This is a genomic window from Allobosea sp. BE125, from assembly GCF_031456075.1.
Classification (GTDB): Bacteria; Pseudomonadota; Alphaproteobacteria; order Rhizobiales; family Beijerinckiaceae; genus Allobosea.
The window spans coordinates 46,367-70,235 of sequence record NZ_JAVDTY010000016.1; the positions used below are offsets into that span (position 1 = coordinate 46,367).

The window sequence follows — 23,869 nt, forward strand, 5'->3', positions numbered from 1 at the left end:
ATGGTTGGCAGCCCGCGCCGCAGGCTCTAACCCTGTGGCATGCCTGTCGATCCGCACGCCCAGCCTGTCGAAGATGTCGCCGCCGCCGATCTCGCCTCGGAGGGCATCGAGCTGTCCTCCCAGCGCACCTCGCCCTTCGTGCCGCTGCAGCAGCCGATCTTCCGCAAGGTCTGGTTCGCCAGCCTCGCCTCGAATTTCGGCGGGCTGATCCAGGCTGTCGGCGCCTCCTGGATGATGACCTCGATCGCGGCATCGCCCGACATGGTCGCGCTGGTGCAGGCCTCGACGACGCTGCCGGTGATGCTGTTCTCGCTGGCCGCGGGGGCAATCTCCGACAATTACGACCGCCGCAAGATCATGTTGACCGCGCAGGGCTTCATGTTCGTGGTCTCGATCGCGCTCGCGGTCTTCTCCTGGTCCGGGCTGATCACGCCGTGGTGGCTGCTGACCTTCACCTTCCTGATCGGCTGCGGCACGGCCTTGAACAACCCGGCCTGGCAGTCTTCGGTCGGCGATATGGTGCCGCGCCGGGACGTGCCCGCCGCGGTGACGCTGAACAGCGTCGCCTTCAACATCGCCCGCAGCGTCGGGCCCGCGATCGGCGGCGCCATCGTCGCTGCGGCGGGAGCCTTCGCTGCCTTCGCCATCAATGCGCTGAGCTATATCGCTTTGATCACGGTGCTGGCGCGTTGGCAGCCGCCCAAGGTCGAGCGCCTGCTGCCGCGCGAGACGCTCTGGATCGCAATGGGGGCGGGGCTGCGCTATGTCGCGATGTCGCCCAACATCCGCAGCGTCATCCTGCGCGCCTTCGCCTTCGGCTTCGGCGGCATCGTCGCGCTCGCCCTGTTGCCGTTGATCGCGCGCGATCTCATCCAGGGCGGCCCGCTGATCTTCGGCGTGCTGCTCGGGGCCTTCGGGGTCGGTGCGGTCGGCGGCGCCTTCATGAGCGCAAGGCTGCGCCGGTTGCTCACCACGGAGGCGCTGGTGCGGGCGACTTTCGTCGCCTTTGCCGTCTCCGTTGCGCTGATCGCCGTCAGCACGAGCCTGTGGCTGACCATGCCGGCGCTCAGCGTCGGCGGCGCCTGCTGGGTTTTGACGCTCTCGACCTTCAACGCCACGGTGCAGCTCTCGGCGCCGCGCTGGGTCGTCGGCCGGTCATTGGCGCTCTATCAGATGGGCGCCTTCGGCGGCATGGCGATTGGCAGCTGGGCCTGGGGCCGGGCGGTCCTGCATTACGGCACCGAGCAGGCGTTGCTGATGGCGGCCGTCATCCTCCTGGCCGGCGCGGCGCTCGGCCTGCGCTACGCCCTGCCACCGCTGGAGGCGCTCAACCTCGATCCGCTGAGCCGCTGGCGCGAACCCAAGGTCGCAGTCGATATCGAGCCGCGCAGCGGGCCGGTCATCGTCACCATCGAATACCTGATCCGCGAGGAGGACGTCGTCGTCTTCCTCAACGCGATGGCCGAGCGCCGCCGCATTCGCCGCCGCGACGGTGCGCGCCACTGGACCTTGCTGCGCGACCTGACCAATGCGGAACTCTGGGTCGAGCGCTATGACAGCCCGACCTGGGTCGAATACATCCGCCAGAACCAGCGCGTCACCCAGGCCGATGCCGAGATCGGCGATCGCGTCCGCGCCTTGCACAAGGGCGAGAACCCGCCAGTCGTCCACCGCATGATCGAGCGCCAGACCGGCTCGCTGCCGCGCGTGGCGGCGGTGCAGGCTCAGATGATCACGGAGTCGCTGAGCGATCCGCGCTCTTAGAGCATTTCCGCGTTTCTCCGAATCGCGGAAATGCTCTAGTTCCTTGTTTTAACGCGTTTTCTTCACGCGAACCGGTGTCCACTTCGCTTGAAAACGCTCTCGCGAGCGATCGGGCTCAGCCGACGATCCACAAGCCCGCCAGGCCGAACAGCCCGACGATGATCCGCCACCAGGCGAAGATCGCGAAACCGCGCTTGGAGACGTAGTCGAGTAAGCTGCGCACCACGATCAGGGCCGAGAAGAAGGCTGCCACGAAGCCGATGACGATCAGCAGGGAATCGTCGAAGGTCAGGGTTTTGTAGCTCTTGAGCAGGTCGTAGGCGAAGGCGCCCGCCATGGTCGGCATGGCCAGGAAGAAGGAGAATTCGGCGGCCGCGCGCTTGCTGGCGCCCAGCAACATCGCGCCGACGATGGTCGAGCCCGAGCGCGAGACGCCGGGGATCATCGCCAGGCACTGGATGAAGCCGATCTTGAGATACATCGGCAGGGGGAAGGTGGTGGCGTCGGTGTGCTTCACCTCGAGTTCGAGCTCGTCGACGACCAGCAGCACGAGCCCGCCTGCGATGAGCGCGCAGCAGACCAGGAACGGGTTGAACAGCACGCTCTTGATGAAGCCGTGCAGCACGGCCCCGATCAGGGCTGCCGGCAGGAAGGCAATGAGCACGCCGATGACGAAGCGCCGGGCGGCGGGGTCGCTGCCCAGGCGCAGCGCGATATCGAGCAGGCGCCGGAAATAGACCAGCGTGATCGCCAGGATCGCGCCGAGCTGGACCAGCACCTCGAAACTCTTGCCGTTGGATTCGAAGCCGAGGAAATGCCCGAGCAGCAGGAGGTGGCCTGTTGACGAGACCGGCAGGAACTCGGTCAGGCCCTCGACGATGCCGAGCACGACCGCTTCGATCAGGTTTTGCATGAGAGGCTGTCCTTTGAAGCGAATCGCGCGCCGCGGCGCTTGGTAAACCGCACCCTTCCATGGGCCAAGCTCTTTGCAATTCGGTTACCAATTCGCCAATGCGGCCGCCGCAAATCGAGGCACTGCGCAGCCCCCGGGTTGTGACCTTCGTGGCCTGGGACTATAGCAAGCGCCTGGCGCATGGCTGCGTCCCGCCTTTCCGCTGGCCCTGCTTCGGCCGCATCTCGCTGTTTCATGAGTGCCATGGCGACCCTTTTTCATTATCCGCTGTGCCCGCATTCGCGCTTCATCCGGCTGGTTCTCGGCGAGTTCGGCATGGAAGCCGACCTGGTCGAGGAGCGCGTCTGGGAGCGGCGGCGCGAATTCCTTGAACTGAACACCGCCGGCACCACCCCGGTCTTCCGCGAGGAGAACGGGCTTGCCGTTCCCGGCGCCGGCGTCATTGCCGAATATCTCGACGAGACGCGCGGTTTGGCGCTGGCCGAACGCCGCCTCTTGCCGGAAGGGCCGGGCGGGCGTGTGGAGGTGCGCCGGCTGCTCGACTGGTTCAATCTGAAGTTCGATGCCGAGATCACCGCCCCGCTCGTGCTGGAAAAGGTGATGAAGCGTTTCATGAGCCGCGATGAGGGCGGCGGGCCGCCCGAGATGAGCGCGATCCGCGCGGCACGCGCCAATGTGCGCTATCATCTGCGCTACATCGCCTGGCTCACCGCCAAGCGGAACTGGCTTGCCGGGGCCGAACTGAGCTATGCCGATCTTGCCGCGGCGGCGCATCTCTCCTGCGTCGACTATCTCGGCGACGTGCCCTGGGACGAGGATGAGGCCGCGCGCGCATGGTATGCGAGGATCAAGTCCCGCCCGAGCTTCCGGCCGCTGCTGGCCGACCGGATTCCGGGCATGGCTCCGAGCGCGCATTACGACAATCTGGATTTTTGAAGGGCGAGCGCCTGAAGCGTGCGGTCGTCGAGCGCGCCCGGGCCGAGGGCTTCGCCGTCATCCGCATCGCCTCGACGGAGGCCGTCCCGCAGGTTCCCGCGCGCCTCCAGGCCTGGCTCGATGCCGGCCATCATGGCGAGATGAGCTGGATGGCGGAGCGAGTGGCTGAGCGCGCCGCACCGCGAAAGCTCTGGAGCGAGGCGCGTCGCGTCGTCATGCTCGGCATGAGCTACGCGCCCGATAGCGACCCGCTCGCCATCCTCGGCCAACCCGACAAGGCGGCAATCTCGCTCTATGCGCGGCGGCGCGACTATCACGACGTCATCAAGGGCAAGCTGAAAAGCGTCGCCAGCCTGCTCGCGGCGAAGGGCGGGGCGGACGTCAAGGTCTTCGTCGACACCGCCCCTGTGATGGAAAAGCCGCTTGCCGAGGCCGCCGGCCTCGGCTGGCAGGGCAAGCACACCGTGCTGGTCTCGCGCGAGCACGGCTCCTGGCTCTTTCTCGGGGCGATCTACACCACGGCCGAATTGCCGGTGGACGCGCCCGAGAGCGACCATTGCGGCTCCTGCCGGCGCTGCCTCGACATCTGCCCGACCGACGCCTTTCCCGCGCCTTATCAGCTCGATGCGCGCCGCTGCATCGCCTATCTCACCATTGAGCATCAAGGCCATATCGATGCGGCGCTGCGCCCCGGCATCGGCAACCGCGTCTTCGGCTGCGATGATTGCCTGGCCGTCTGCCCCTGGAACAAATTCGCCGCCGCCGCGCAGGAAACCCGGCTCGCGCTCAAGGATGGCCTCGACGCGCCGTCCTTGGCCGATCTCGCGGCGTTGGACGATGCCGCCTTCCGCGCGCTCTTCGCCGGCACGCCTGTGAAGCGCACCGGCCGCGACCGCTTCATCCGCAACGTTCTGATCGCGATCGGCAACAGCAACCGGCCCGAGCTTGCCGCCAGCGCCGAGGCCCTGGTCGCGGATGCCTCGCCTTTGGTGCGCGCCATGGCCGCCTGGGCGCTGATCAGGCTCGCGCCAGTGCGGGCCGGCCACCTCGCCGCTCAGGCCCTCGCAGGCGAAGCCGATGCGGATGTCCGCAAGGAATGGCTCGCCCTCCCATCCCAGCCGGAATGCATCGCATGAAGCTCGTCATCATCGGCCTCGGCTATACCGCCGGTTTTTTCGCGCGCGCTGCTCTGGCCAAAGGCTTCGAGGTCACCGGCACGGTGCGCTCGGCCGACAAGGCGGGAGCGCTCAGCCGCGCCGGCATTCCGACCCTGGTCTTCGACGGTTTCGCAGTGTCGTCGCGGCTGGCCAAAGCCGTGGTGGAGGCCGATGCCGTGCTGGTCTCGGCGCAGCCCGGCGAGGATGGCGATCCGGCGCTCGCCTGCCTCTCCAGCCAGCTTGCGGCCGCGCCCGATCTGCGCTGGATCGGCTATCTCTCGACCATCGGCGTCTACGGCAATCATGACGGCGCCTGGATCGACGAAGCAGCCGAATGCCGGCCGACCAATGCGCGCTCGACGCTGCGGCTGACGATCGACGAGGCCTGGCTCGCCTTCGGGGAGAAGACCGGAAAGCCCGTGCAGATTTTCCGCCTCGCCGGCATTTACGGCCCCGGCCGCAACGGCATCGTCAATCTGCGCGCGGGCACGGCGCGGCGCCTGGTCAAGCCCGGCCAGGTCTTCAACCGCATCCATGTGCAGGATATCGCCGGCGTGCTGCTGGCCTCGCTCGAAAAACCGCGCAACGGGGCAGTCTACAACGTCACCGATGACGAGCCCGCCCCGCCGCAGGTTGTGGTGAGCTTCGCCGCCGAGCTGATCGGCATCGAGCCGCCGCCCGAGACCCCGTTCGATCCGGCGCGGCTGACGCCCATGGCGGCGAGCTTCTATGGCGAGAACAAGCGCGTCTCGAACGCATTGATGAAGCGGGAGCTCGGCTACGCGCTGCGCTATCCCACCTATCGCGAGGCCCTGCGGGCGCTGGCGGAGGCAGGGGAATAACCCCGCAAACCTCCGCCGTCATTCCAGGGCCCGTGGCCGGCCCGGAATGACGCAGCGGTTAATTCGCGATCCTGAAGCCCTCAAGCCGCGTAGCGCTGGCCCTCGTCGCCGTAATAATCGAGATAGCGCTGGTCGATCGCGGCCACGGGCAGGATCACCAGCACGTCGGTGGTGCCGAATTGCCGGTCGACCACCGCGCCCGTGCCGAAACGGGCGCCCAGCCGGAGATAGGCCTTGATCAGTGGCGGCATCTGTTTCAGCGCCTGCTTGGCGTCGAGTACCTCTAGCGGGAGCCGGTTCATCGCCACGCTGCGGTCGGGCCGGGCAGCGGCGCCCCATTCGCCTTCGGAGCGGGCATGGTGGTGCAAGAAGCTCAGCGGCAGCGCCAATGCGTCGGGATCGGTGCTGTCGAAGCTGGCGCAACCGAACATCGCATCGATCCGGTGGTGGCGGACATAGGCCCAGATGCCGTGCCAGAGCAGTTCGACCGTCTTCTTGGTGCGATAGGGCTTGAGCACACAGGAGCGGCCGAGTTCGAGGAAGCGCGCGGATGGGTGGCGCGCAAGCAGCGGCTGCAGGTCGAACTCCCCTTGCGTGTAGAAGCCGCCGAAGCGCGTCGCCGTGCCTTGCCGCATCAAGCGATAGGTACCGACGACCTTGGGCTTGGTGCCACCGAAGCGCCCGCGCGCGGCATGGTCGATGACCAGGAGATGGTCGCAAGCTCCATCGAAACGGTCGGCGTCGCGGCGGAACATCCGTGATACGACATCGGGCTTGGCCGACATTTCCTGATAGAACACGCGGTAGCGCAGCCGTTGTGCCAGCCAGATCTCGCGCGGGCCTCGCGCCAGCCTGACCTCGAGCGAGCCGGAGCGGCCGAGCGTGCCTGAAAGCGGGTCGAACTCGCCGGGGCGGCCGCTGAGCTTGCGCAGCCGGGCCAGGAACGGATGTCCGGCCGGCAATTGATTTGCCGGCTGAACGTGGCCGCGAAAGACCTCAAATGCCATGGCTTGTCTTGCCCCTGCGCCGCCGATGCTGGCGATGGGAACGCTAGCGCTGGCGATTTAACAGGATCGCGACAGAACTGCGTCAGCGTTATGACGCCGTCTCAAGCGCTCAAAGTCAACATCGGGCGGCCTTCGACATGGTCGAGCCAGCGTTTGAGTGCGGCGCGGTCAAGAGGCTTAGCCAGGCAATCATCCATCCCGGCGGCTAGCGCTGCGCTGCGATCTGCGGCGGAGACATTGGCGGAGACGGCGATCAGCGGCAGTCTTGCATCGGTTTTTGCCTCCGCCTCCATGGTGCGGATGATGCGCGCGGCCGAGAGCCCGTCGAGCTCCGGCATACGGATATCCAGCAGGACGAGGTCGAGCGCTGCCGCCTCGCCCTTCAGGCTGGCCGCGACATGGCCGACGGCCTCGCGCCCGTTGCGGGCCCAGATCGCGGCGCAGCCGAGCCGCTCCAGCGTCCGTGTCGCCAGCAAGGCGTTGATCTCGTTGTCCTCGGCGACGAGCACGGTAAGCCGCGGCGCGGCCGGGAGCATGGGAGCAGGCGCGTCCTGACGCGAATCGGGCAGGGGCAGGGTGGCTTCCGGCCGCGGCGAGAGGCGTTCATAGAGCGAGCGCGCCCGCACAGGCTTCATCAGGAAACCGGTGAACCCCTGCTCGCGCGGCACGCCGAATTGCCGCCGCTCGGTCGGGGAGAGCATGATCAGCCGTTCGCCCGGCCCGGCCTCGCGCGCTGCTTCCGCCAATGCGCGCGCTGCGTCCGGACCGATCGACTGATCGATAAGAATGGCGTCGTAAGCCAGGTCTTGCCGCAGCAGGGCGAGCGCTCCGTCTGGCCCGGTTGCCAGCATGGCCGTGGCGCCCGTGGTCGCGATCGTGTCCGCCAGGAAGCGCCCGGCGAAGGGGGCGGCCGAAACGACGAGCACGCGCCGTCCTTGCCAGTCCGGCGGGGCCATGATCGTGCCGGCCTCGGCTATCCCGAGCGGCAGGCGGACGCGGAAGAGCGCGCCTTGGCCAGGCCGGCTCTCGACGCCGACCTCGCCGCCCATCAAAGCGACCAGACGGCGCACGATCGCAAGACCCAGCCCCGTGCCTTCATGGCTGCGCGTGGAGGTGTTGTCCGCCTGCTCGAACTCGTCGAAAATCGCCTGCAGCCGGTCTTCCGGAATACCCGGCCCGGTGTCGGAGACGGTGATCTCGATCATCTCCCCGGCGCGCTCGAGGCGGATGCCGACGCCGCCGCATTCGGTGAACTTGATTGCGTTGCCGACGAGGTTGAGCAGGATCTGGCGCAGCCGATCGCGGTCGCCGACCAGGCAGCTGGGCAGATCGGGTGCGAGATAGGTCGCGATGTCGAGGCCTTTCGCCTGGGCGCGCGGCGCCATCAATTCGCCGACGGTCTCGACCAGCGGGCCGAGATCGAAGGGCGCCACGGATAATTCGAGCTTGCCGGCCTCGACCTTGGCGACGTCGAGGATGTCGTCGACGAGCGAGAGCAGCGCCTCGCCCGAGGTCCGCAACGCACCGACATAGGTGGACTGCTCAGGGTCGAGGCGCGTGTCGCCGAGCAGATCGGCCATGCCGAGAATGCCGTTGAGCGGCGTGCGGAATTCGTGGCTGACGGTGGCGAGGAAGCGCGATTTCGCCTCGCTGGCGCTCTCGGCCCGGGCGCGGGCCTCGACCAGTTCCTGCTCTCCGGCGATGCGGGCGGTGATGTCGCGGCCGACGCGCTGCAGCACGGTCTTGCCGAGCGCGACCGGCACGACGGTCTCGACCCAGGAGATCCAGCGCTCGCCTTCGAGCGTCGCCAGGCTCTCATCGAAGACACGGGCGCCGTCGCCCAGCGCCAGCGCCGGCCGGCAGGCGATGCGCTGCGGCTGCGCCTGGCTGCCGATGACCTCGGCCTCGCTCAAGCCGAGCAGGGAGGCATAGCCGGCATTGGCGTAGACGATCCGCTCGCCGTCGCGGCGCACGATCAGGTCGCCCTGCGCCTCGATCAGGCTGCGATAGCGCTCCTCGCTATCGGCCAGTGCCCAGAGCCGGTCGTTCAGTGTCTCGATGTCATGGGCGAGTTCGGTGGCCTGGCGCACGACGCGGTCGCGCTGCCGCGCCAGCTTGAGCGCGAACAGGATTGCGAGGATCGCCGTTGCGACCGCCATCCAGAATGCCAGCGCTGATGACAGGAAAACCATGTTCCCTGTGTATCATCGCCCTATTGAGAAAGAGTTGGTTGGACCGTCGAAGTTTAGCGATTGAACCGCATGAAACGTTCACCCTGCGGGTGTTCCGGAGACCGCACAACCCGCAGCCTCGCAAGTGAGCGCTGTCCGTAGCAGGCCAAGGTTTACGAGAAGGCCAAAGCTCGCGAGAAGGCCAAGGCCTACGAGAAGGCCAAGGCTCACGCCGCCTGCGCAACCTGGTCGATGCGCGAGCGGTAGGACAGGGCCTCCGCCAGATGGATACGCCCGACCTTGGGTTCGCTGTCGAGATCGGCCAGCGTGCGCGCGACCTTGAGGACACGGTGATAGGCCCGCGCCGTCAGGCGCATCGCGTCGGCGGCGTCCCTGAGCAGCTTGAGGCCGGCATTGTCGGGCCGCGCGATCTCGTCCAGCACCGTCGCCGGGCAGGCGGCGTTGGTCGAGATGCCGCCGAGACCGAGCGCCTCGAACCGCGCCGTCTGGAGCCGCCTTGCCGCGGCGACGCGGGCCGCGACCTCGGCCGAGCCCTCGCTCGGGCTCGGCAGGATCAGGTCGGACGCCGTGACCGCCGGCACGTCGATGGTGATGTCGATACGGTCGAGCATCGGCCCGGAGATGCGGCTCTGATACTGCGCCATGCAGCGCTCGTTCTGTTGGCGGCGACAGGCGAAGCCCGGCTCCGTCGCCTTGCCGCAGCGGCATGGATTCATCGCTGCGACGAGCTGGAAGCGGGCCGGGTAGACGGCGCGATGATTGGCCCGCGAGATCAGCACGTCGCCGGTCTCCATCGGCTGACGCAATGCGTCGAGCGCCTGCGCCTGGAACTCCGGCAATTCGTCGAGGAAGAGCACGCCGTGATGGGCGAGCGAGACCTCGCCGGGCTTGGCCTGCAATCCGCCGCCGACGAGCGCTGCCATCGAGGCCGAGTGATGCGGCGCGCGGAAGGGCCGCCGGTCGGTCAGGGCGCCGTCGGCGAGATGGCCTGCGACCGAGAGCACCATCGAGACTTCCAGCAATTCGCGCGGGTTCAGCGGCGGCAGGATCGAGGGCAACCGGCTAGCCAGCATCGATTTGCCGGCGCCGGGCGGTCCGTTCATCAGGAGATTATGACCTCCGGCCGCCGCGATTTCGAGAACCCGCTTGGCGCTCTCCTGGCCCTTGATGTCGGCGAGGTCGGGCAGGGAGCCCGATTGCCGCGCCACGGCGGGCTCGGGCCGCGCCATCACCTGCGTGCCCTTGAAATGATTGGCGAGCTGGATCAGCGAGCGCGGGCTGAGGATGTCGATATCGGCGGCGGCCCAGGCCGCTTCGGGGCCGGACGCCGCCGGGCAGATCAGCCCCTGGCCCCTGCCATAGGCGGCGATTGCGGCCGGCAGCACGCCGGCTACCGCCGTGATCGAGCCATCGAGCGCGAGCTCACCCAGGACCGTGTAGCCCGCCAGCGCATCTGCCGGGATCGCGCCGATCGCCGCCATCACGCCGAGCGCGATCGGCAGGTCGTAATGGCTGCCCTCCTTTGGCAGGTCGGCCGGCGCGAGATTGACGGTGATGCGCTTGGCCGGCAGCGCCAGCCCCGAGGCGATCAGCGCGGCGCGCACCCGCTCGCGGCTCTCGGCCACGGCCTTGTCGGGCAGGCCGACCAGGATGAAGGCGACGCCGCCTGGCGTCACCTGCACCTGCACATCGACGGCGCGCGCCTCGATGCCCTCGAATGCTACCGTCGTGACCCGCGTCACCATCTGCGCTGCCCCTTGCCCTTGCGTGAGGCTAATCGAGCTTCAAGTCTCACGCAAGAACATATCAGGAACTTATGCTCGCCGATTCATGCCGTGGCGGAATGCGGGCTGTCGCGCCGATGCGTCGGGCGCGCAACCAGGAGCGCGTATCCGCGCCATTGGCGGGGCGCATTGAAAGTGGTTCAAGTGCATCATGATCGAGACCGAACGCCTGCTGCTCCGCCCGCCCGTCCTGGACGATTTCGAGGCTTGCTATGCGCTGCTCTCCGACCCCGCGGTCATGAGCTTTATCGGCGGGCCGCTGTCGCGGGAGGAGAGTTGGCACCGTCTGCTGCGCTATGCCGGGCACTGGTCGCTGCTGGGTTATGGGCTTTTTGTCATCATCGAGAAGGAGAGCGGCCGCTTGCTTGGCCAGACCGGGCTCGCGGACTTCCATCGCGGCCTCGGCGAGATGTTCGATCCCTATCCGGAAGCCGCCTGGATCACCGCGACAGCGGCGCATGGCCGTGGCATCGCGGCGGAGGCCGTGGGCGCAGCCCATGCCTGGTTCGACGCCAATCGACCGCAGACCCGCACCGTCTGCATCATCAATCCCAACAATACGGCCTCAGTCCGGCTGGCCGGAAAGCTGGGCTATGCGCCTTTCGGGCAGGCGTCCTACAAAAGCGCTGAAGTCACCATGTTCGAGCGTATCCGGCCTTGAGCGGGCGGGCGGCAGGCTTGCCTGAAAAAGTGGGCACCGGTTTTTCGCATTGATCCGGCTCTAATGCCCGCCTTTGCCGCCATGCCCCTCGCCGGAGATCCTGTCGGTCCAGGCCATCACCAGCCCCGACACCACGAAGACGACATGGATCGCGACGAGCCACATCAGGTCGCGGTCGGAGGAGGCCTTCACATTCATGAAGGCCTTCAGCACCTGGATCGCCGAGATCGCGACGATCGAGGAGATCAGCTTCAGCTTGAGGCCGGAGAAGTCGATCTGCGACATCCATTCCGGCCAGTCGCGATGCGCCTTCGGGTCGATCTTCGAGACGAAGTTCTCATAGCCGGAGAAGATCACGATGACGATCAGCGAGCCCGTGAAGGTCAGGTCGACCAGCGAGAGCACACCGAGGATCACGTCGGATTCGGTCGCGGAGAAGACATGGCTGATGAAGTGCCAGGCCTCCTGCAGCGCCTTCACCAGCAGGCCGCCAAGCGCGACGACGAGCAGTACATAAAACGGCGCCAGCAGCCAGCGGCTGGCCGAGAGGAAGGTCTCCAGGACGCGCTCAGGGACTGATGGCGTGAAATCGGGCGCGGTCTCCGCTTCGGTCTGATGCTGTGCCATCCTGTGCCCTCTGATGTCCTCTCTCCTCCTGCCATGACGTGAAGAGGCCCCGCAGGCAAGCCTGCGGGGCCTCGTTCCGGTTGCGTCAGGCGGCTGCCGGAGCAGCGTTTTCGTCAGGCTTCGACACTGAGGCCGATCTGGCAGGCGACGCCGGTGCCACCCAATCCGCAATAACCGGCCGGGTTCTTGGCGAGATATTGCTGGTGGTAGTCCTCGGCGAAGTAGAATTCCGGCGCGTCGAGGATCTCGGTGGTGATAGGGCCATAGCCACGCTGGCTGAGCGCCTGCTGATAATCGGCCTTCGAGCGTTCGGCGGCCTCGCTCTGCGCGGGCGTGGTGACATAGATGCCGGAGCGATATTGCGTGCCGACATCGTTGCCCTGGCGCATGCCCTGGGTCGGGTCGTGATTCTCCCAGAAGGTCTTGAGCAGCATCTCATAGGGCAGCTTGCTGGGGTCGTAGACCACGCGCACGACCTCGTTATGCCCGGTCATGCCCGAGCAGACCTCCTCATAGCTTGGGTTCGGGGTCAGGCCGCCGGTATAGCCCACCGCCGTGACCCAGATGCCGTCCTCGATCTGCCAGAACTTGCGCTCCGCCCCCCAGAAGCAACCGATGCCGAAAACAGCGGTCTCCAGCCCCTCGGGATAGGGGCCCTGCAGCGGGCGCTTGCTGAGAAAATGCCGCTCAGCGGTCGTGATCGCCTGCTGCCGGCCGGGCAGGGCCTCATCGGCCTGGGGCAGAACGGTCTTTTTGCGCTGGAAGAACATCTTGGGCTCCCTATCTTGCTGTCGGCCACCAAGATAGGCATGCGGGTGCGGTTTCGACAGGCGTGAATCCGCGCCCACGGCTTCACCGTCGCGTGACGATGCCGATCGTCGGTTCCGGCCGCGCGCCGAGCCTGAGCAGCAGGAACCCCAGCAGGAGCGCTGCCAGCGCGGTCGGCGAACGCATCAGGTTGAGCAGGACAGGGTCCCAGAGCAGCGGGTGGAGATTGCGCTCGATCGCCGGCTGCAGCGATTGGTAGCGCTCGCCAAGCAGGGCCGAGAGTGTGGCGCCGAGTGGGGTGAACTGCAGCGCCGAATTGGCGATCGAGCGTGCGCCGTCGATGACCAGCGAAACGAAGCCGGCCGCGATCAGGACATAGCCCAGCAGCCGCAGCAGAAACCGCACCATCGCTCCCTCGCGCAACCGAGCCCGCATGCCGGGATCGGGGCCGGCCCCAGCCTCGATGTGCCCATTCGGGCGCGCATTTGCAACGAGCCGGAGCACCTCATTCACGCGAACTGTGAAAAGCCTTGCGATCGGCCCTTGAAAGAAGCCGGCTCGGCGGTCATAAGCAGCGCGCCGGACAGGTGGCCGAGTGGTTGAAGGCGCACGCCTGGAAAGTGTGTATACGGGAAACCGTATCGCGGGTTCGAATCCCGCCCTGTCCGCCAGTTAAATCTCAACCTCCCATATTTGCAGCAGGCTGCGCCGAAATCGGCGGAGCCTGCGGGCGGTGGCGTCGGTCTCTCTCGCCGAGCGGAAACTCAAAAGAACTCCGGGGGAGGGGCCTTATTCACAAGGCCTAGCCATCATGCCAGGAGCGATCGATAGAGCTCCCAATATCGATCCGCCATGCGGTCCACCGTGAAGCGCGCCGCGACCGATGCCCGGCAAGCGGCGCGATCGATCTCACCAATGCGGCCAATTGCCTCGACGGCTTCATCGACGCTGTCGACCAGGAAGCCGGTCACGCCATGCTCGATCAGCTCCGGCATCGAGCCGCGCCTGGTGGCGATGACCGGCGTGCCGCAGGCGAGCGCCTCCACGACCGACAACCCGAACGGCTCCTCGAAATTGATCAGGTGGAGCAGTGCCCGCGCCGAGCCCAGGGTTTTGGTGCGGAGGTCTCCGCCGACCGGGCCGAGATAATCGACGCGGCGGCCGTCGAGTGCCGGCACAACATGGTCGGCGTGGTAGTCCTGGTCCTGGACGATGCCCGCCATGACGAGCCGCCGACCCGCCTGGTGTGCGGCGGCGATCGCCTCGGCTGCGCCCTTGTCGGGGTGGATGCGGCCGAAGAAGAGCAGGTCTTCGCCGCCCTCCGGATCGAACGGAAAGTCCTCCAGCCTGATGCCGTGATGGATCGTCGCCGCATAGCGTAGATCCGGGTGCCGGTCGGCAGCGCTGATCGCGACATAGTGGACGCGGTCCTCATAGGCCTTGAAGGCCGGCAGGATGCGCTCCGAGGAGAAGCCGTGAATCGTCGTCACCACCGGTGTCTCGACCAGTCGCGAGAAGGCCAGGGGGACGAAATCGGCCTGGTTGTGGATCAGGTCGAACTCACCGGCGCGCTCGAAGACATGGGCGACATGGAGCATCTCCCAGACCTTGGCGTCGATGCTGGGGTCTTCGGAATAGGGAGCTGGGCAGACGCCAGCCAGAGTACCAGCCGTCCAGCTATCCCTAGTGGCAAACAGCGTGACGTCGACGCCGCGCGCCAGCAGCGCCTCGGTCAACAGGCTCGTCACCAGCTCCCATGGACCGTAATGGCGCGGCGGGGTGCGCCAGGAGATCGGCGCCAGCATGGCGATACGCACATCGTCGTCCTTCTCGAAAACGCTCTAAAAACCGCGATCAGGTCGCGAGGATCACGCCCTCATCCGCGCGCAGCAGCAGCACATTGCTTTCGACGAGCGGCGCCTCGCCGCGCGTCGACAGGATCAGCCGGTGCTGACTTGCCCAAATCGGCAATTCCAGCCGCTGTGCGCTTGTCCCGAGATTGAGCGCCACGATCAGCGCTTGCGCCGCGTCGCGGCGCTCATAGGCGAGCACATCGCCCTCGGAGTCCAGCAAACTGAAATCACCGATCGCCAATGCCGGATGCGCACGCCTGGCGGCCAGCAACTGGCGATAGAGCGTCAGAATGGAGGTCGGCTCCTCCGCCATCCCCGCGACATTGCGCGTCGGCCAGTCGGCATTGAGCGGCAGCCAGGGCGAGACCGTGCTGAAGCCGGCATGCGCGCCGGCGTCCCAGGGCATCGGCGTCCGGACCGGATCGCGGCCCAGGCCGAGCCCGGGCTCGCGCAATTCGCGGGGGTCCTGGAGCTGCTCGGGCGGAATCGGAACATCGCTCAGGCCGAGCTCGTCACCGTAATAGAGGGTGGGCGTGCCGCGCAGCGTCAGCAGCAGCATCGCTGCGATGCGGGCTTGGGCCTCGCCGCGCTTGCTGGCGATGCGCGACCGATCATGATTGCCGAGCACCCAGTTCGGCCAGCCGCCCGGCGGTAGAGCGGCCTCATAAGTGGCGATCAGGGTCGCGAGCGCGCGCGCCTGCCAAGGCGCATCGATAAGCTGGAAGTTGAAAGGCAATTGCACGCCCGCCCGCGCCCCGCCGTAATAGGTCATCAGACGATCGACCGGCAGATAGATCTCGCCGATCAGCAGCCGCTCGCCTTGCTCTGTAGCGCGGTAACCGTCGGCGATGGCGCGCATCTCGGCGGCGATCGTATGGATCTCGGGCTGATCGGCCGAGTGGAGCTGGAGCACGCGGTGCATCTCGCCCATGGCGGGCTGATAGGCCGGGTTTGGTGGATTGTCGGGGAAATCCGCCGCCTTGATCAGGTGCCAGAGCACGTCGATGCGGAAACCATCGACGCCGCGATCGAACCAGAAGCGCATCACCTCATGCATCGCCGCCCGCACGGCCGGATTGCGCCAGTTGAGGTCCGGCTGCTGCTTCAGGAAGGCGTGGTAATAATACTGGCCGGTAGCCTCGTCCCACTCCCAGGCCGAGCCGCCGAAATCGCTGACCCAGTTATTGGGCGGCCCGCCATCGGGCGCAGGGTCACGCCAGAGATACCAGTCCCGTTTCGGATCCAGGCGCGAGGAGCGGCTCTCGACGAACCAGGGGTGCCGGTCGGAGCTGTGGTTCGGCACGAAGTCGAGCACGAGCTTGAGCCCACGCTCATGGGCCTGGGCCAGCAAATCGTCGAAATCGGCAAGCGTGCCGAAACGCGGATCGACCCCGCAATAATCGGCGACGTCATAGCCGAAATCGGCCATCGGCGAGGGATAGATCGGCGAGATCCAGATCGCGTCGACGCCGAGCCCGGCGAGATAGTCGAGCCGCCGCGCGATGCCCTTGAGATCGCCGATGCCGTCGCCATCCGTATCCTGGAAGGAGCGCGGATAGATCTGGTAGATCACGCCCGCCTGCCACCATGGCGCGGTCATGCGAACAGGCCTCTGGGCGTGCCGATAAGCATGGTTGAGGCCTTCTGAAACCCGGAACCCGCGAGGCCGAGGGCTTGATCGGGGCGCCGGCCGGGCGCTGGTCGCGGCTCGCCCGCGAACGGCCATCGCCTGCCCGTAATCTTAGCAGTTCTTGTCTCTGGTCTGGCATCAATTCGACGAGGCCAGAGATTTCGGCAAAAAGCGGAACAAAACGGCGTGCTGATCATTGAATCCAAATGACCAATTCTAGCGCCACCAAGATAACCCACCCTGCTCACGTTCATCAGGCCGCGGAGCCGGACACCCCGACCATCGCCCACGACATGGATCTGTCGCAGCCGGCGGATGCGCCCGGCAATGTCACCCGCAAGCGCCAGCAGTTGAAGGCGCGGGCCGTCGCAGGCCGCCATATCGACAAGGCGCTGTCCACAATGCCGGTATCTGACGAGGCAAAGGCCTCGCGAAAGGCAAAGCTCATCAATCTGCCGGCCGGCACTCCGGCCAAGCGACGCCCGGCTTAGCGCGTTTTCGAGCGAAGTGGATGCCGGTTCGCGTGAAGAAAACGCGTTAAAACAAAGAGCTAGAGCTATTGAACGATCCAACCGGATAGGAAAACGCTTTAGGAGGCCACGTCTGCCTCTGCCGGCGGATCGCCGCCCAACACCCGCCTGCAGGTGCCCCGGGTAAAGAGTTCGATCTCGGCCAAGGCATCATCAAGTGTTCTGAAGGGGCCACATTTCATCGCCTCCATCGTCAGCAGCGCCTGGCCTGCGGGATGGATCCTGAATTCGCCGGCAGGCTCCTCCGCGACATGACCCATGGGCCGGCCGAGCAGGTCAGTCAGCAGCCAGGCTGCTTCGTCGGATTTTGGCGTAACGTCGATGTCCAAAGGCGGAATCCCATCAGTCGAAGCGGTGCCCGGTTCGCGTGAAGACGATGCATGGCAACAAAACGCCTTAGCGCCGGCGGCAAAGGCTAAGAAAAAAGGCCAGGCGTGAACCTGGCCTTTTCGTGTTCTTCATCCTCGTCGCGATGCCATTCCATCCGTGGTCGCCGGCGAGGTTGAATGGCGGTCAGGCTGCCTGCAGCTGCTCGGCGGACATCTTGCCGGATTTATTGTCCTTGACCATCTCGTAGCCGAGCTTCTGGCCTTCGACGATCTCGCGCATTCCAGCGCGTTCGACGGCAGAGATATGGACGAAGACGTCCTGGCTGCCGTCATCAGGCTGAATGAAGCCGAAGCCCTTGGTGGAATTGAACCATTTCACTGTGCCAGTGGCCATAGCGAACTCTCCTTTTGATAATATTCGTCGACCATCACGCGAATGCGCGACGGAATCAGCACGATTTCGAAAGGGAGTTCGTCAGAGACGCGCCGAAGCACGAGAAAAAACAGTCAACCAGACAAATATCGGCAAGGGCAAGCTAGGCGAATAAGTTCAGTAAGTCAAATTTCAACGCTACCGGAAATCGAATTAGCGCCGAAACTAGCTATCGAGATCAAGATAAATCATATCGAAATCAATGCAAATCGATGCTTTTATCGAGAGTAGAGGCGAGTTGTCCGGATCGCCCTGCTGGAAGCGGTTCGTCTCCGTCATATGCCCATTCCCGCATCATGGCGTTCCATGGCTTGCAGGAGTGTGGCGATCCTGACCGTCGCGAAATTACAGAAGGTGTCGGAGACGGCATAAGGCAGGATGATCTGGTCGTTATGGCGTATCGCACCGCAGGTATAGACGACGTTGGGAACATAGCCTTCGCGCTCGGAGGGTTCGGGCCGGACGAAGGGCTCGCGCGTGCGCGCCAACACCTTCGACGGGTCCGCCTTGTCGAGCAGGACCGCGCCGATGGAGTATTTCCGGACCGGTCCAACGCCATGGGTCAGGAGCAGCCAGCCCTCGTCGAGCTCGATCGGTGAGCCGCAGGTGCCGATCTGGATGAATTCCCAGGGGAATTGCGGCTTCAGCAGCGCGACGCCCCCGGCCTCCCAGGTGAGGAGATCGTCGGAATAGATCAGATAGAGGTTCTCGCTGTCCTGCCGCGCGATCATGGCGTAGCGGCCGTTGATCTTGCGCGGAAACAGCGCCATGCCCTTGTTGACGGCCGCCGAGCCGCGCAGCGGCGACATCCGGAACGACAGGAAGTCGCTGGTCTCGACCAATTCGGAGCGGATACCCCGGCCGTTATAGGCCGTGTAGGTCGCGCGGAACACAATCTTCCCGTCCTCCTCGAAGGCGACGAAGCGCGCATCCTCGATGCCGTTCGACTGGGCGGCGGTCACGGGGAAGATCACCCGCTCGCTGATGTCGCCATCGGTGGAGAAGGTGACCTCGACATCCTCGCCGTCGAGGCGCGCCATCCGGTTCCGCAAGGTCGCGATCGAAGCCAGGCGCGAGGTCGGGTCGATGCTGACGCTGCCATCGGCTGCGATCGAGCCGGAGCGGAAGGTCAGGGATGAGATATGCCCTTCGCCGACGGCGCGCAGGCTCAGGATGAAGCGGCGCCCGCCCGGGGGCGCGCCGGACTGGTCGGGATGCGAAACGATGCTCGGGTTGAACAGCGCTGCCGCCTCGAAGGAATATTCATGCAGGAAGTAGGACCCGACCAGCCGGCGCTGGACCTGAGTGAAGTCGCCATGCGTCGCGAAGGCCTCCTCCATCTCGTCGGCGCGAGCCTCGAACCGTTCCAGCAGGTTGCGGTGCCGGCCCTTGAAATTCTCGAGGACCTCGGCGAGCAGGCTCTCCGCCGTCGCGGCATCGAGCGACAGGACCCGCCCGACGATATGGTTCGCCCGGATCCTGTCGGTGTGGTTGAGATCCCTGGGCTCCGCCTGGGGGCCGAACCGGCGCACCACGACCCTGGCGGGGTCGGGGCGCAGATACAGGGCCTGCCGGTTCAGGAAGCTGGATTGGGACAAGGCGACCCCAGTCTGTTTGTGCGTGTTCGCCGGAGGCTCAGGCGTGCAAGGCCCGAAGCGGCGCCAGTTTCGGGCGGTCCCCGCTGATGCGGGCTAGCTGGCGAATCTCGGCGAGGCTGATGAGATAGGATACCACGGATTCGCCGCCGCGGTTCTCATTCGGTCGGTCGCGATGCAGGCCGTCGCGACAGGCCCCCGTGTCGAGATCGACCAAGGGCGACGAGAGGTCGTTGTGGCCCAAGAACCAGGCGAAGGCCCGCCCGGCCTCGGCCCGCCATTGCGGATCGCCGTCCGCGCGCCATGCGGCTAGGGAGGCAGAGACCGTCGCGGTCGCCTCCAGCGGCTGCTGGTCGAACGCCTTGGGCGCACAGCGCTTGTCGCCGAAGCTGTCCGAGCCGACCGGCCTGAACAAGCCCGCCGGCGTGGTCTGCAGCGCCGTGAGCCAGCGCAGCGAACGCAGGCCGGCTTCGACATAGGCCGTAACCTTCATCGAAACCCCGGTGGCGATCAGGGCCTGGGGCAGGCGCGCATTGTCATAGGACAACCCGTCCTCGAACCAGACCCAGTCCGGCGTCTCGACCGCCGACATCAGGCCAAGCAGCCGGTCGGCCAGCAGCGGGCGCAGCCAGATCGCCGCCGCCGGGGCGCCGGCAATGGCGCAATAAGCGTCCAGACCGAGCAAGGCGAAGCCCCAGGCGCGGGGCGAGGTGAATTCCTCGACCACGGGCAAGGCTTCCGCGAACAGGGCGGCGGCCCATTGCCGGCGCGACGGGCTGATATCGCTGCGCGCGCATTCGCCAAGCGCCCAGAGTGTCCGCCCGTGGCTGTCTTCCGAACCGGTATCCTCAAGCCAGCGCCGGTCGAAGCTCATGAAATTGCGGAAGCGCCGCGTATCGGGGTTCCAGGCATGCTGGACGAACGAGGCGAAACGCGCCGTCAGTGCGTCCGGCAGGCGCGGCTCACTGGTGCTGTTCAGCACGCAGGCGAGGAGCAGCGCCCGGGCATTGTCGTCGACGCAGTAGCCATGCGTGCGATCGGGCACGGAATGGACGGCGTGCTGGAACAGGCCGGTATCGTCGCACATGCTCAGGAAATGGCCCGTCCGCATCTCGGGAGGCGCGGCGATCTGGGGCAGAGGCTTCACCTGGGCTGTGCCTGCGACCACGCTCAGCATGCGGCCCCGGCGCGCCGTCTCGAACGCCGTGAGATAGCGCTTGGCGGTTCGCTCCCATGTCATCGAGCGGCTGCTCGCATAGGCGCGCAGCCGCATCGCCTGCCGTCTGGCGTCATCGGTCAGCAAGCCGGCGATCTCGTCGCCGATCGCAACCGCATCGCCGAACGGCACCAGGATACCGCGCCCGTCGGCGAGCAGTTCCTGCGCATGCCAGTACGGCGTCGAGACCACCGCCTTGCCCAGCCCGAAGCTGTAGGCCAGCGTCCCGGACGTCATCTGCGCCTCGTTGAGATAGGGCGTGACATAGACGTCGCACATCGAGATGAAGCCGAGCAGCGTCGCCTGGTCGACGAACTGGTCGAGGAAAACCACGTGCTCCTCGACGCCGAGTTCGCGCACGCGGTTCATCAGGCTGGCGCGATAGGCCTCGCCCTGTTCGCGAACCAGATTGGGATGCGTTGCGCCCAAAACCACATAGACCGCGTCGGGGCGGCGGCGCAGGATCGAGGGCATCGCGTCGATCATCACCTCGATGCCCTTGTTGGGCGAGAGCAGCCCGAAGGTCAGGATGACGGAGCGGCCGCTGAAGCCGAGCCTGGCCTTGGCCTCGTCAGGCTCGAGAAAGGCGAATGCGGGAATGCCGTGCGGGATGACCTCGATCTTGTCGGCGGGGAGCCGGTAGACGCTCCGCAGCAAGTCGCGCGCCTTCTCGGCCATGACCACGACCCGCGCCGAGGCGTCGATGATCCGCTCCATGACGTCGCGCTGCACGGCAGTCGGCGCGGACAGGACGGTATGCAGGCTGGTGACGACCGGCGCCGTCAGACGCGACAGCAACGCCATGATGTGGCTCCCGGCTTCACCGCCGAATATCCCGAACTCGTGCTGGAGCGAGACGACGTCGAAGCGGCCGTCATTGAGAAAGTCGGCGGCGCGCGCGTAATCCTCCAGCCGCTGGTCGCCCACCTGGCAATGGACGGAAGGCGGGTAGTCATAGCTATGACCATGGTCGTTCATGGCTATGATGGAAGTCTCCACGCCCGACGCCGCGACCGCCTGCTGCAGATCGGTGGTGAAGGTCGCGATGCCGCAGCGGCGCGGGAGCGAATTGCCGATGAAAGCGATCCGGTGGAGCGGGCTCATGGTCGTGCCTCCGTGAGGGGGATTGGCGAACCCGCGAGCGCGGGGAGGGGCAGGGGCGGCTGGAAAGCGGCGCCGCCCGATGCAGGCGCTGCGCTTGCCTCAAGCGCGCGCAGAAGGTCGTGGCTCGGCTTGGCGGCCTCATAGGCCAGGAGGCAGGTCAGGCCATCGCGGCCTGCCCTGATGGGCATCGTCTCTGCCTCGATGAAGCAGCCCTCGCCGATGCCTGCCTGGGATGGTCCGAGTTGAGCATCACCGGCGATGACGACCAGCCAGGTCTCGTGTGTGGCGTCCAGCTCCCAGGTCGAGCCAGCCGCCAGATCAAGCCGTTCGAGGACGAAATAGAGGCTCGCGACGAGCAGGGTCCTGGTATCGCTCAGGCGCTCAGGCGGCGTCTGGATCTCGACAGGCCCGGCATGGGCGGCGGCGACGCCCTGCTCGATATGGAGCTCGCGCGCTCGGCCATGGTCGAACAGGCGAAACGTCGTGTCGCTGCGCTGCTGGATCTCCGCGAGCACAAGGCCCGCGCCGATCGCGTGGATCGTTCCCGCCGGCACGGAGATGACGTCGTCCTTGACGGCTTTGCGCCATTGCAGGTGCTCGGTGATCGAGCCGTCCGCGATGGCGAAGCGCAACTGCTCGCTTGTGAGGACGGATGTCAGCCCGACGCCGACCGTGGCCTCCGGTGTAGCGGAGAGGATGTACCAGGCCTCTGTCTTGCCATGTGCCTGTCCCATCGCCTGCGCCAGCGCATCATCGGGATGCACCTGGATCGACAGGGCCTCCTGCGTGAACAGCAATTTGAGCAGCAAGGCAGGTTCGGGTGCCTTGGGGTCGCGCCGCTGGAACCAGAGCTCGCCGATCGCGACGCCGTCATGCCCTGCCTCGCTCCACGGCAAGAGATCGGTCGCCCCCCAAGGCTTGGGCACGATCTGCACACGGGTCTGCTCGAGCGCCATGTCGGTCTCCTCTTTCACATTGCCGGCGATCGCTCGACAGGGCTGTCGAGCGGTGCGGCAATGGTCGGCGACGGCTTGTAGTGGCGCTCAGATGCCGGGCGCAGATGTCGAGGGGCAAAGCCCGGCACGAGCGGCATCGTTGCGCGAACGAGAGCGCTTTCTAGCGAAGCGGATACCGGTTCGCGTGAAGAAAGCGCGTTAAAACAAGGATCTAGAGCAATTGAGCGAACCGACTGGATCGGAAATTGCTCTAGCGCGCATCGAACGGGCCAAGGCCCACCCCATCGCTGGAGCAGGCCTGTGACCCTGATAGAGGAGAGGCTGCGCGTGAGGGCGCGATCACTCCTGTCTCAGGCAGATCCCGGGTCGGGCGATCCGGCTTACTGGATGACCTGCACGACGCGGTGCGTCCTGGGGTCGACCAGTACGGTGCGGTTGTTGATCACCGTGTAGCGATAGCTGGTCTCGCCATATTCACGCGGCACCTCATAATAGGTGACGCCTTCATTCGGCAGTGTCGCGCCGACGACGAGCGGCTCGGCATAGGTGTAGGACGGACGGCGCTGTTCCACGACATAGGTCTGGAACCGCGGCGTCTGATCACCGATGATCGCGCCGACCACCGCTCCGCCGACACCGCCGACGACGGCGCCAACCGGACCGCCGACGATCGCGCCGCCAATCGCTCCGGTCGCCGCGCCACCAACAGCGCCACCGGCTGCCGGGGCATTCTGGGCAAAAGCCGTCGCAGGAATGATGGCGATGGCAGAAATCAGGGCGAATGTCTTCAGCATGGAAGTAATCCTTCGCATGAACCAGTGGGAAAGGATATCCCGCGAATTGGTCAGGTGACTTTAAAACACGCAGATTACAGAAATGTTCCGCTCTTTTATTTTGCAATTGCGTCAACAGATCGGGCAAATTCTGAAAAATTTTAGGACAAAAACCAGATCGATTGGATCAGTTCAGAGATTTTGCCTTCCACATCATGCTTCGATGCAACCCTTCACACCGAATGCATAAATGCCTCCCAGGCCGCAACGTGCCTCACATGGCAGATTGGGGGAGAACCTGGATGACAGGCGCTTTTGCGAACGAGATCGAACGGCGATCCGGTTCGCGATTGCATCTGCTTCTGCGGTTCGCGTCAGCCTTTTGAAGCGACAGGATCAAACCTGCGGGATCAGCCCGATCAGCATGTCCACGAGCCGCTCGGACATGACGGGCTTGGCGTAGACGAGAAGGCCGGGATAGCGCGCCTTCAATGAGGCGGGCAGTCCGACGCCGGTCTGGAAGATCAGCGGAACGCCACGCGCGACCAGTATATCGACGACCGGTGTCACGTCGCCGTCGCTCAAATTCACGTCGAGGATGGCGGCCGTCACGCGGCTCGATGCGAGCAGGCTAAGAGCTTCGCGCACGCTTCCGGCTGGTCCGACGACAATACAGCCCGCATCCTCGACCGCCAAGGCAAGGTCGAGGGCGATGAACGGCTCGTCATCGACAATCAGGATCGCCGGCAGCAAGGGCAGGGTTTGGAGCAAGGCAGGACTCCTGCTCCAATCGTGAGCA

22 protein-coding genes and 1 tRNA gene are annotated in these 23,869 nt (G+C 65.8%); 7 read left to right on the plus strand and 16 right to left on the minus strand.

Going from position 1 to position 23,869, the window contains the following annotated elements; translation table 11 throughout:
• The first annotated feature begins 39 nt into the window (after positions 1-39).
• A complete protein-coding gene (locus tag J2Y55_RS27425; RefSeq protein WP_310159730.1) occupies positions 40-1,764 on the plus strand; it encodes an MFS transporter in 1,725 nt (574 codons plus the stop codon).
• Positions 1,765-1,879: 115 nt separating this feature from the next.
• Here J2Y55_RS27425 and J2Y55_RS27430 read toward each other — a convergent pair whose 3' ends face one another.
• The gene (locus J2Y55_RS27430) at positions 1,880-2,677 is read right to left on the minus strand and encodes an undecaprenyl-diphosphate phosphatase (protein ID WP_310159732.1); all 798 of its coding nucleotides are present in this window, start codon (positions 2,675-2,677) and stop codon (positions 1,880-1,882) included.
• A gap of 243 nt (positions 2,678-2,920) precedes the next feature.
• On the opposite strand from J2Y55_RS27430, the gene J2Y55_RS27435 reads away from it, so the two are divergent.
• Genes J2Y55_RS27435 through J2Y55_RS27445 form a run of 3 tightly spaced genes read left to right on the plus strand, consistent with a single transcriptional unit; the run spans position 2,921 to position 5,612 of the window.
• On the plus strand, positions 2,921-3,613 hold the full coding sequence (locus J2Y55_RS27435) for a glutathione S-transferase family protein (protein ID WP_310159733.1): 693 nt from the start codon (positions 2,921-2,923) through the stop codon (positions 3,611-3,613).
• Positions 3,511-4,749 (plus strand): tRNA epoxyqueuosine(34) reductase QueG, encoded by a 1,239-nt coding sequence (gene queG, locus J2Y55_RS27440; RefSeq protein ID WP_404979051.1) that lies wholly within the window; start codon positions 3,511-3,513, stop codon positions 4,747-4,749. The genes J2Y55_RS27435 and queG overlap by 103 nt, the downstream gene beginning before the upstream one ends.
• Positions 4,746-5,612, plus strand: a complete 867-nt coding sequence (locus J2Y55_RS27445; RefSeq protein WP_310159735.1) for an SDR family oxidoreductase — start codon at positions 4,746-4,748, stop codon at positions 5,610-5,612. Before queG ends, J2Y55_RS27445 begins: the two co-directional genes overlap by 4 nt.
• Before the next feature lie 80 nt (positions 5,613-5,692).
• Here the strand turns inward: J2Y55_RS27445 and olsB are convergent, their stop codons facing one another.
• The 3 genes from olsB to J2Y55_RS27460 all read right to left on the minus strand — a co-directional run bounded on the left by olsB (position 5,693) and on the right by J2Y55_RS27460 (position 10,556).
• Positions 5,693-6,619, minus strand: a complete 927-nt coding sequence (olsB, locus tag J2Y55_RS27450) for a l-ornithine N(alpha)-acyltransferase (protein ID WP_310159736.1) — start codon at positions 6,617-6,619, stop codon at positions 5,693-5,695.
• A gap of 101 nt (positions 6,620-6,720) precedes the next feature.
• Positions 6,721-8,811: an ATP-binding protein gene (locus J2Y55_RS27455; RefSeq protein ID WP_310159737.1), complete on the minus strand. Its 2,091-nt coding sequence runs from the start codon at positions 8,809-8,811 to the stop codon at positions 6,721-6,723.
• Between the two features lie 206 nt (positions 8,812-9,017).
• Positions 9,018-10,556, minus strand: coding sequence for a YifB family Mg chelatase-like AAA ATPase (locus J2Y55_RS27460; protein ID WP_310159738.1), 1,539 nt, complete (start codon positions 10,554-10,556; stop codon positions 9,018-9,020).
• Between the two features lie 190 nt (positions 10,557-10,746).
• Between J2Y55_RS27460 and J2Y55_RS27465 the strand changes: the two genes are divergently transcribed.
• The gene (locus tag J2Y55_RS27465) at positions 10,747-11,256 is read left to right on the plus strand and encodes a GNAT family N-acetyltransferase (protein ID WP_310159739.1); all 510 of its coding nucleotides are present in this window, start codon (positions 10,747-10,749) and stop codon (positions 11,254-11,256) included.
• A 60-nt stretch (positions 11,257-11,316) separates the two neighbouring features.
• On the opposite strand, the gene J2Y55_RS27470 is transcribed toward J2Y55_RS27465, so the two are convergent.
• The 3 genes from J2Y55_RS27470 to J2Y55_RS27480 all read right to left on the minus strand — a co-directional run bounded on the left by J2Y55_RS27470 (position 11,317) and on the right by J2Y55_RS27480 (position 13,059).
• Entirely contained in the window at positions 11,317-11,883 is a 567-nt protein-coding gene (locus J2Y55_RS27470; RefSeq protein WP_310159741.1) for a TIGR00645 family protein, read from the minus strand.
• A gap of 113 nt (positions 11,884-11,996) precedes the next feature.
• Entirely contained in the window at positions 11,997-12,653 is a 657-nt protein-coding gene (msrA, locus tag J2Y55_RS27475; RefSeq protein WP_310159743.1) for a peptide-methionine (S)-S-oxide reductase MsrA, read from the minus strand.
• A gap of 82 nt (positions 12,654-12,735) precedes the next feature.
• On the minus strand, positions 12,736-13,059 hold the full coding sequence (locus J2Y55_RS27480) for a hypothetical protein (RefSeq protein WP_310159745.1): 324 nt from the start codon (positions 13,057-13,059) through the stop codon (positions 12,736-12,738).
• Positions 13,060-13,232: 173 nt separating this feature from the next.
• On the opposite strand from J2Y55_RS27480, the gene J2Y55_RS27485 reads away from it, so the two are divergent.
• Positions 13,233-13,322, plus strand: a tRNA-Ser gene (locus tag J2Y55_RS27485).
• Positions 13,323-13,460: 138 nt separating this feature from the next.
• Here the strand turns inward: J2Y55_RS27485 and J2Y55_RS27490 are convergent.
• Together J2Y55_RS27490 and J2Y55_RS27495 are read right to left on the minus strand one after the other, a co-directional pair.
• Positions 13,461-14,468, minus strand: coding sequence for a glycosyltransferase family 4 protein (locus J2Y55_RS27490; protein WP_310159746.1), 1,008 nt, complete (start codon positions 14,466-14,468; stop codon positions 13,461-13,463).
• A 37-nt stretch (positions 14,469-14,505) separates the two neighbouring features.
• Positions 14,506-16,104 carry an alpha-amylase family glycosyl hydrolase gene (locus J2Y55_RS27495; protein WP_310159747.1) on the minus strand — a complete coding sequence of 533 codons (1,599 nt, stop codon included), beginning with the start codon at positions 16,102-16,104 and terminating at the stop codon, positions 14,506-14,508.
• Positions 16,105-16,427: 323 nt separating this feature from the next.
• On the opposite strand from J2Y55_RS27495, the gene J2Y55_RS27500 reads away from it, so the two are divergent.
• On the plus strand, positions 16,428-16,625 hold the full coding sequence (locus J2Y55_RS27500) for a hypothetical protein (protein ID WP_310159748.1): 198 nt from the start codon (positions 16,428-16,430) through the stop codon (positions 16,623-16,625).
• Positions 16,626-16,723: 98 nt separating this feature from the next.
• Here the strand turns inward: J2Y55_RS27500 and J2Y55_RS27505 are convergent, their stop codons facing one another.
• From J2Y55_RS27505 to J2Y55_RS27535, 7 genes are all read right to left on the minus strand, one after another.
• On the minus strand, positions 16,724-16,993 hold the full coding sequence (locus tag J2Y55_RS27505) for a hypothetical protein (RefSeq protein ID WP_310159749.1): 270 nt from the start codon (positions 16,991-16,993) through the stop codon (positions 16,724-16,726).
• A gap of 184 nt (positions 16,994-17,177) precedes the next feature.
• Positions 17,178-17,387, minus strand: coding sequence for a cold-shock protein (locus tag J2Y55_RS27510; protein ID WP_069689777.1), 210 nt, complete (start codon positions 17,385-17,387; stop codon positions 17,178-17,180).
• A gap of 314 nt (positions 17,388-17,701) precedes the next feature.
• Positions 17,702-19,024, minus strand: coding sequence for a glycoside hydrolase family 130 protein (locus J2Y55_RS27515; protein WP_310159751.1), 1,323 nt, complete (start codon positions 19,022-19,024; stop codon positions 17,702-17,704).
• 37 nt (positions 19,025-19,061) lie between these two features.
• The gene (locus J2Y55_RS27520) at positions 19,062-21,341 is read right to left on the minus strand and encodes a glycosyltransferase family 4 protein (protein WP_310159752.1); all 2,280 of its coding nucleotides are present in this window, start codon (positions 21,339-21,341) and stop codon (positions 19,062-19,064) included.
• A complete protein-coding gene (locus J2Y55_RS27525; RefSeq protein WP_310159754.1) occupies positions 21,338-22,297 on the minus strand; it encodes a class I mannose-6-phosphate isomerase in 960 nt (319 codons plus the stop codon). The genes J2Y55_RS27520 and J2Y55_RS27525 overlap by 4 nt, the downstream gene beginning before the upstream one ends.
• 380 nt (positions 22,298-22,677) lie before the next feature.
• Positions 22,678-23,091, minus strand: coding sequence for a DUF1236 domain-containing protein (locus tag J2Y55_RS27530; protein WP_310159755.1), 414 nt, complete (start codon positions 23,089-23,091; stop codon positions 22,678-22,680).
• A 375-nt stretch (positions 23,092-23,466) separates the two neighbouring features.
• Complete coding sequence (locus J2Y55_RS27535; protein ID WP_310159756.1) at positions 23,467-23,841, minus strand: response regulator; 375 nt, start codon at positions 23,839-23,841, stop codon at positions 23,467-23,469.
• Between the last annotated feature and the right edge of the window lie 28 nt (positions 23,842-23,869).

What these genes read in the sequence shown, in the direction of transcription:
- J2Y55_RS27425 (WP_310159730.1), top strand. Translation starts at nt 40, where the DNA reads ATGCCTGTCGATCCGCACGCCCAGCCTGTCGAAGATGTCGCCGCCGCC.
- J2Y55_RS27430 (WP_310159732.1), bottom strand. Translation starts at nt 2,677, where the DNA reads ATGCAAAACCTGATCGAAGCGGTCGTGCTCGGCATCGTCGAGGGCCTG.
- J2Y55_RS27435 (WP_310159733.1), top strand. Translation starts at nt 2,921, where the DNA reads ATGGCGACCCTTTTTCATTATCCGCTGTGCCCGCATTCGCGCTTCATC.
- queG (WP_404979051.1), top strand. Translation starts at nt 3,511, where the DNA reads ATGGTATGCGAGGATCAAGTCCCGCCCGAGCTTCCGGCCGCTGCTGGC.
- J2Y55_RS27445 (WP_310159735.1), top strand. Translation starts at nt 4,746, where the DNA reads ATGAAGCTCGTCATCATCGGCCTCGGCTATACCGCCGGTTTTTTCGCG.
- olsB (WP_310159736.1), bottom strand. Translation starts at nt 6,619, where the DNA reads ATGGCATTTGAGGTCTTTCGCGGCCACGTTCAGCCGGCAAATCAATTG.
- J2Y55_RS27455 (WP_310159737.1), bottom strand. Translation starts at nt 8,811, where the DNA reads ATGGTTTTCCTGTCATCAGCGCTGGCATTCTGGATGGCGGTCGCAACG.
- J2Y55_RS27460 (WP_310159738.1), bottom strand. Translation starts at nt 10,556, where the DNA reads ATGGTGACGCGGGTCACGACGGTAGCATTCGAGGGCATCGAGGCGCGC.
- J2Y55_RS27465 (WP_310159739.1), top strand. Translation starts at nt 10,747, where the DNA reads ATGATCGAGACCGAACGCCTGCTGCTCCGCCCGCCCGTCCTGGACGAT.
- J2Y55_RS27470 (WP_310159741.1), bottom strand. Translation starts at nt 11,883, where the DNA reads ATGGCACAGCATCAGACCGAAGCGGAGACCGCGCCCGATTTCACGCCA.
- msrA (WP_310159743.1), bottom strand. Translation starts at nt 12,653, where the DNA reads ATGTTCTTCCAGCGCAAAAAGACCGTTCTGCCCCAGGCCGATGAGGCC.
- J2Y55_RS27480 (WP_310159745.1), bottom strand. Translation starts at nt 13,059, where the DNA reads ATGGTGCGGTTTCTGCTGCGGCTGCTGGGCTATGTCCTGATCGCGGCC.
- J2Y55_RS27495 (WP_310159747.1), bottom strand. Translation starts at nt 16,104, where the DNA reads ATGACCGCGCCATGGTGGCAGGCGGGCGTGATCTACCAGATCTATCCG.
- J2Y55_RS27500 (WP_310159748.1), top strand. Translation starts at nt 16,428, where the DNA reads ATGGATCTGTCGCAGCCGGCGGATGCGCCCGGCAATGTCACCCGCAAG.
- J2Y55_RS27510 (WP_069689777.1), bottom strand. Translation starts at nt 17,387, where the DNA reads ATGGCCACTGGCACAGTGAAATGGTTCAATTCCACCAAGGGCTTCGGC.
- J2Y55_RS27520 (WP_310159752.1), bottom strand. Translation starts at nt 21,341, where the DNA reads ATGAGCCCGCTCCACCGGATCGCTTTCATCGGCAATTCGCTCCCGCGC.
- J2Y55_RS27525 (WP_310159754.1), bottom strand. Translation starts at nt 22,297, where the DNA reads ATGGCGCTCGAGCAGACCCGTGTGCAGATCGTGCCCAAGCCTTGGGGG.
- J2Y55_RS27530 (WP_310159755.1), bottom strand. Translation starts at nt 23,091, where the DNA reads ATGCTGAAGACATTCGCCCTGATTTCTGCCATCGCCATCATTCCTGCG.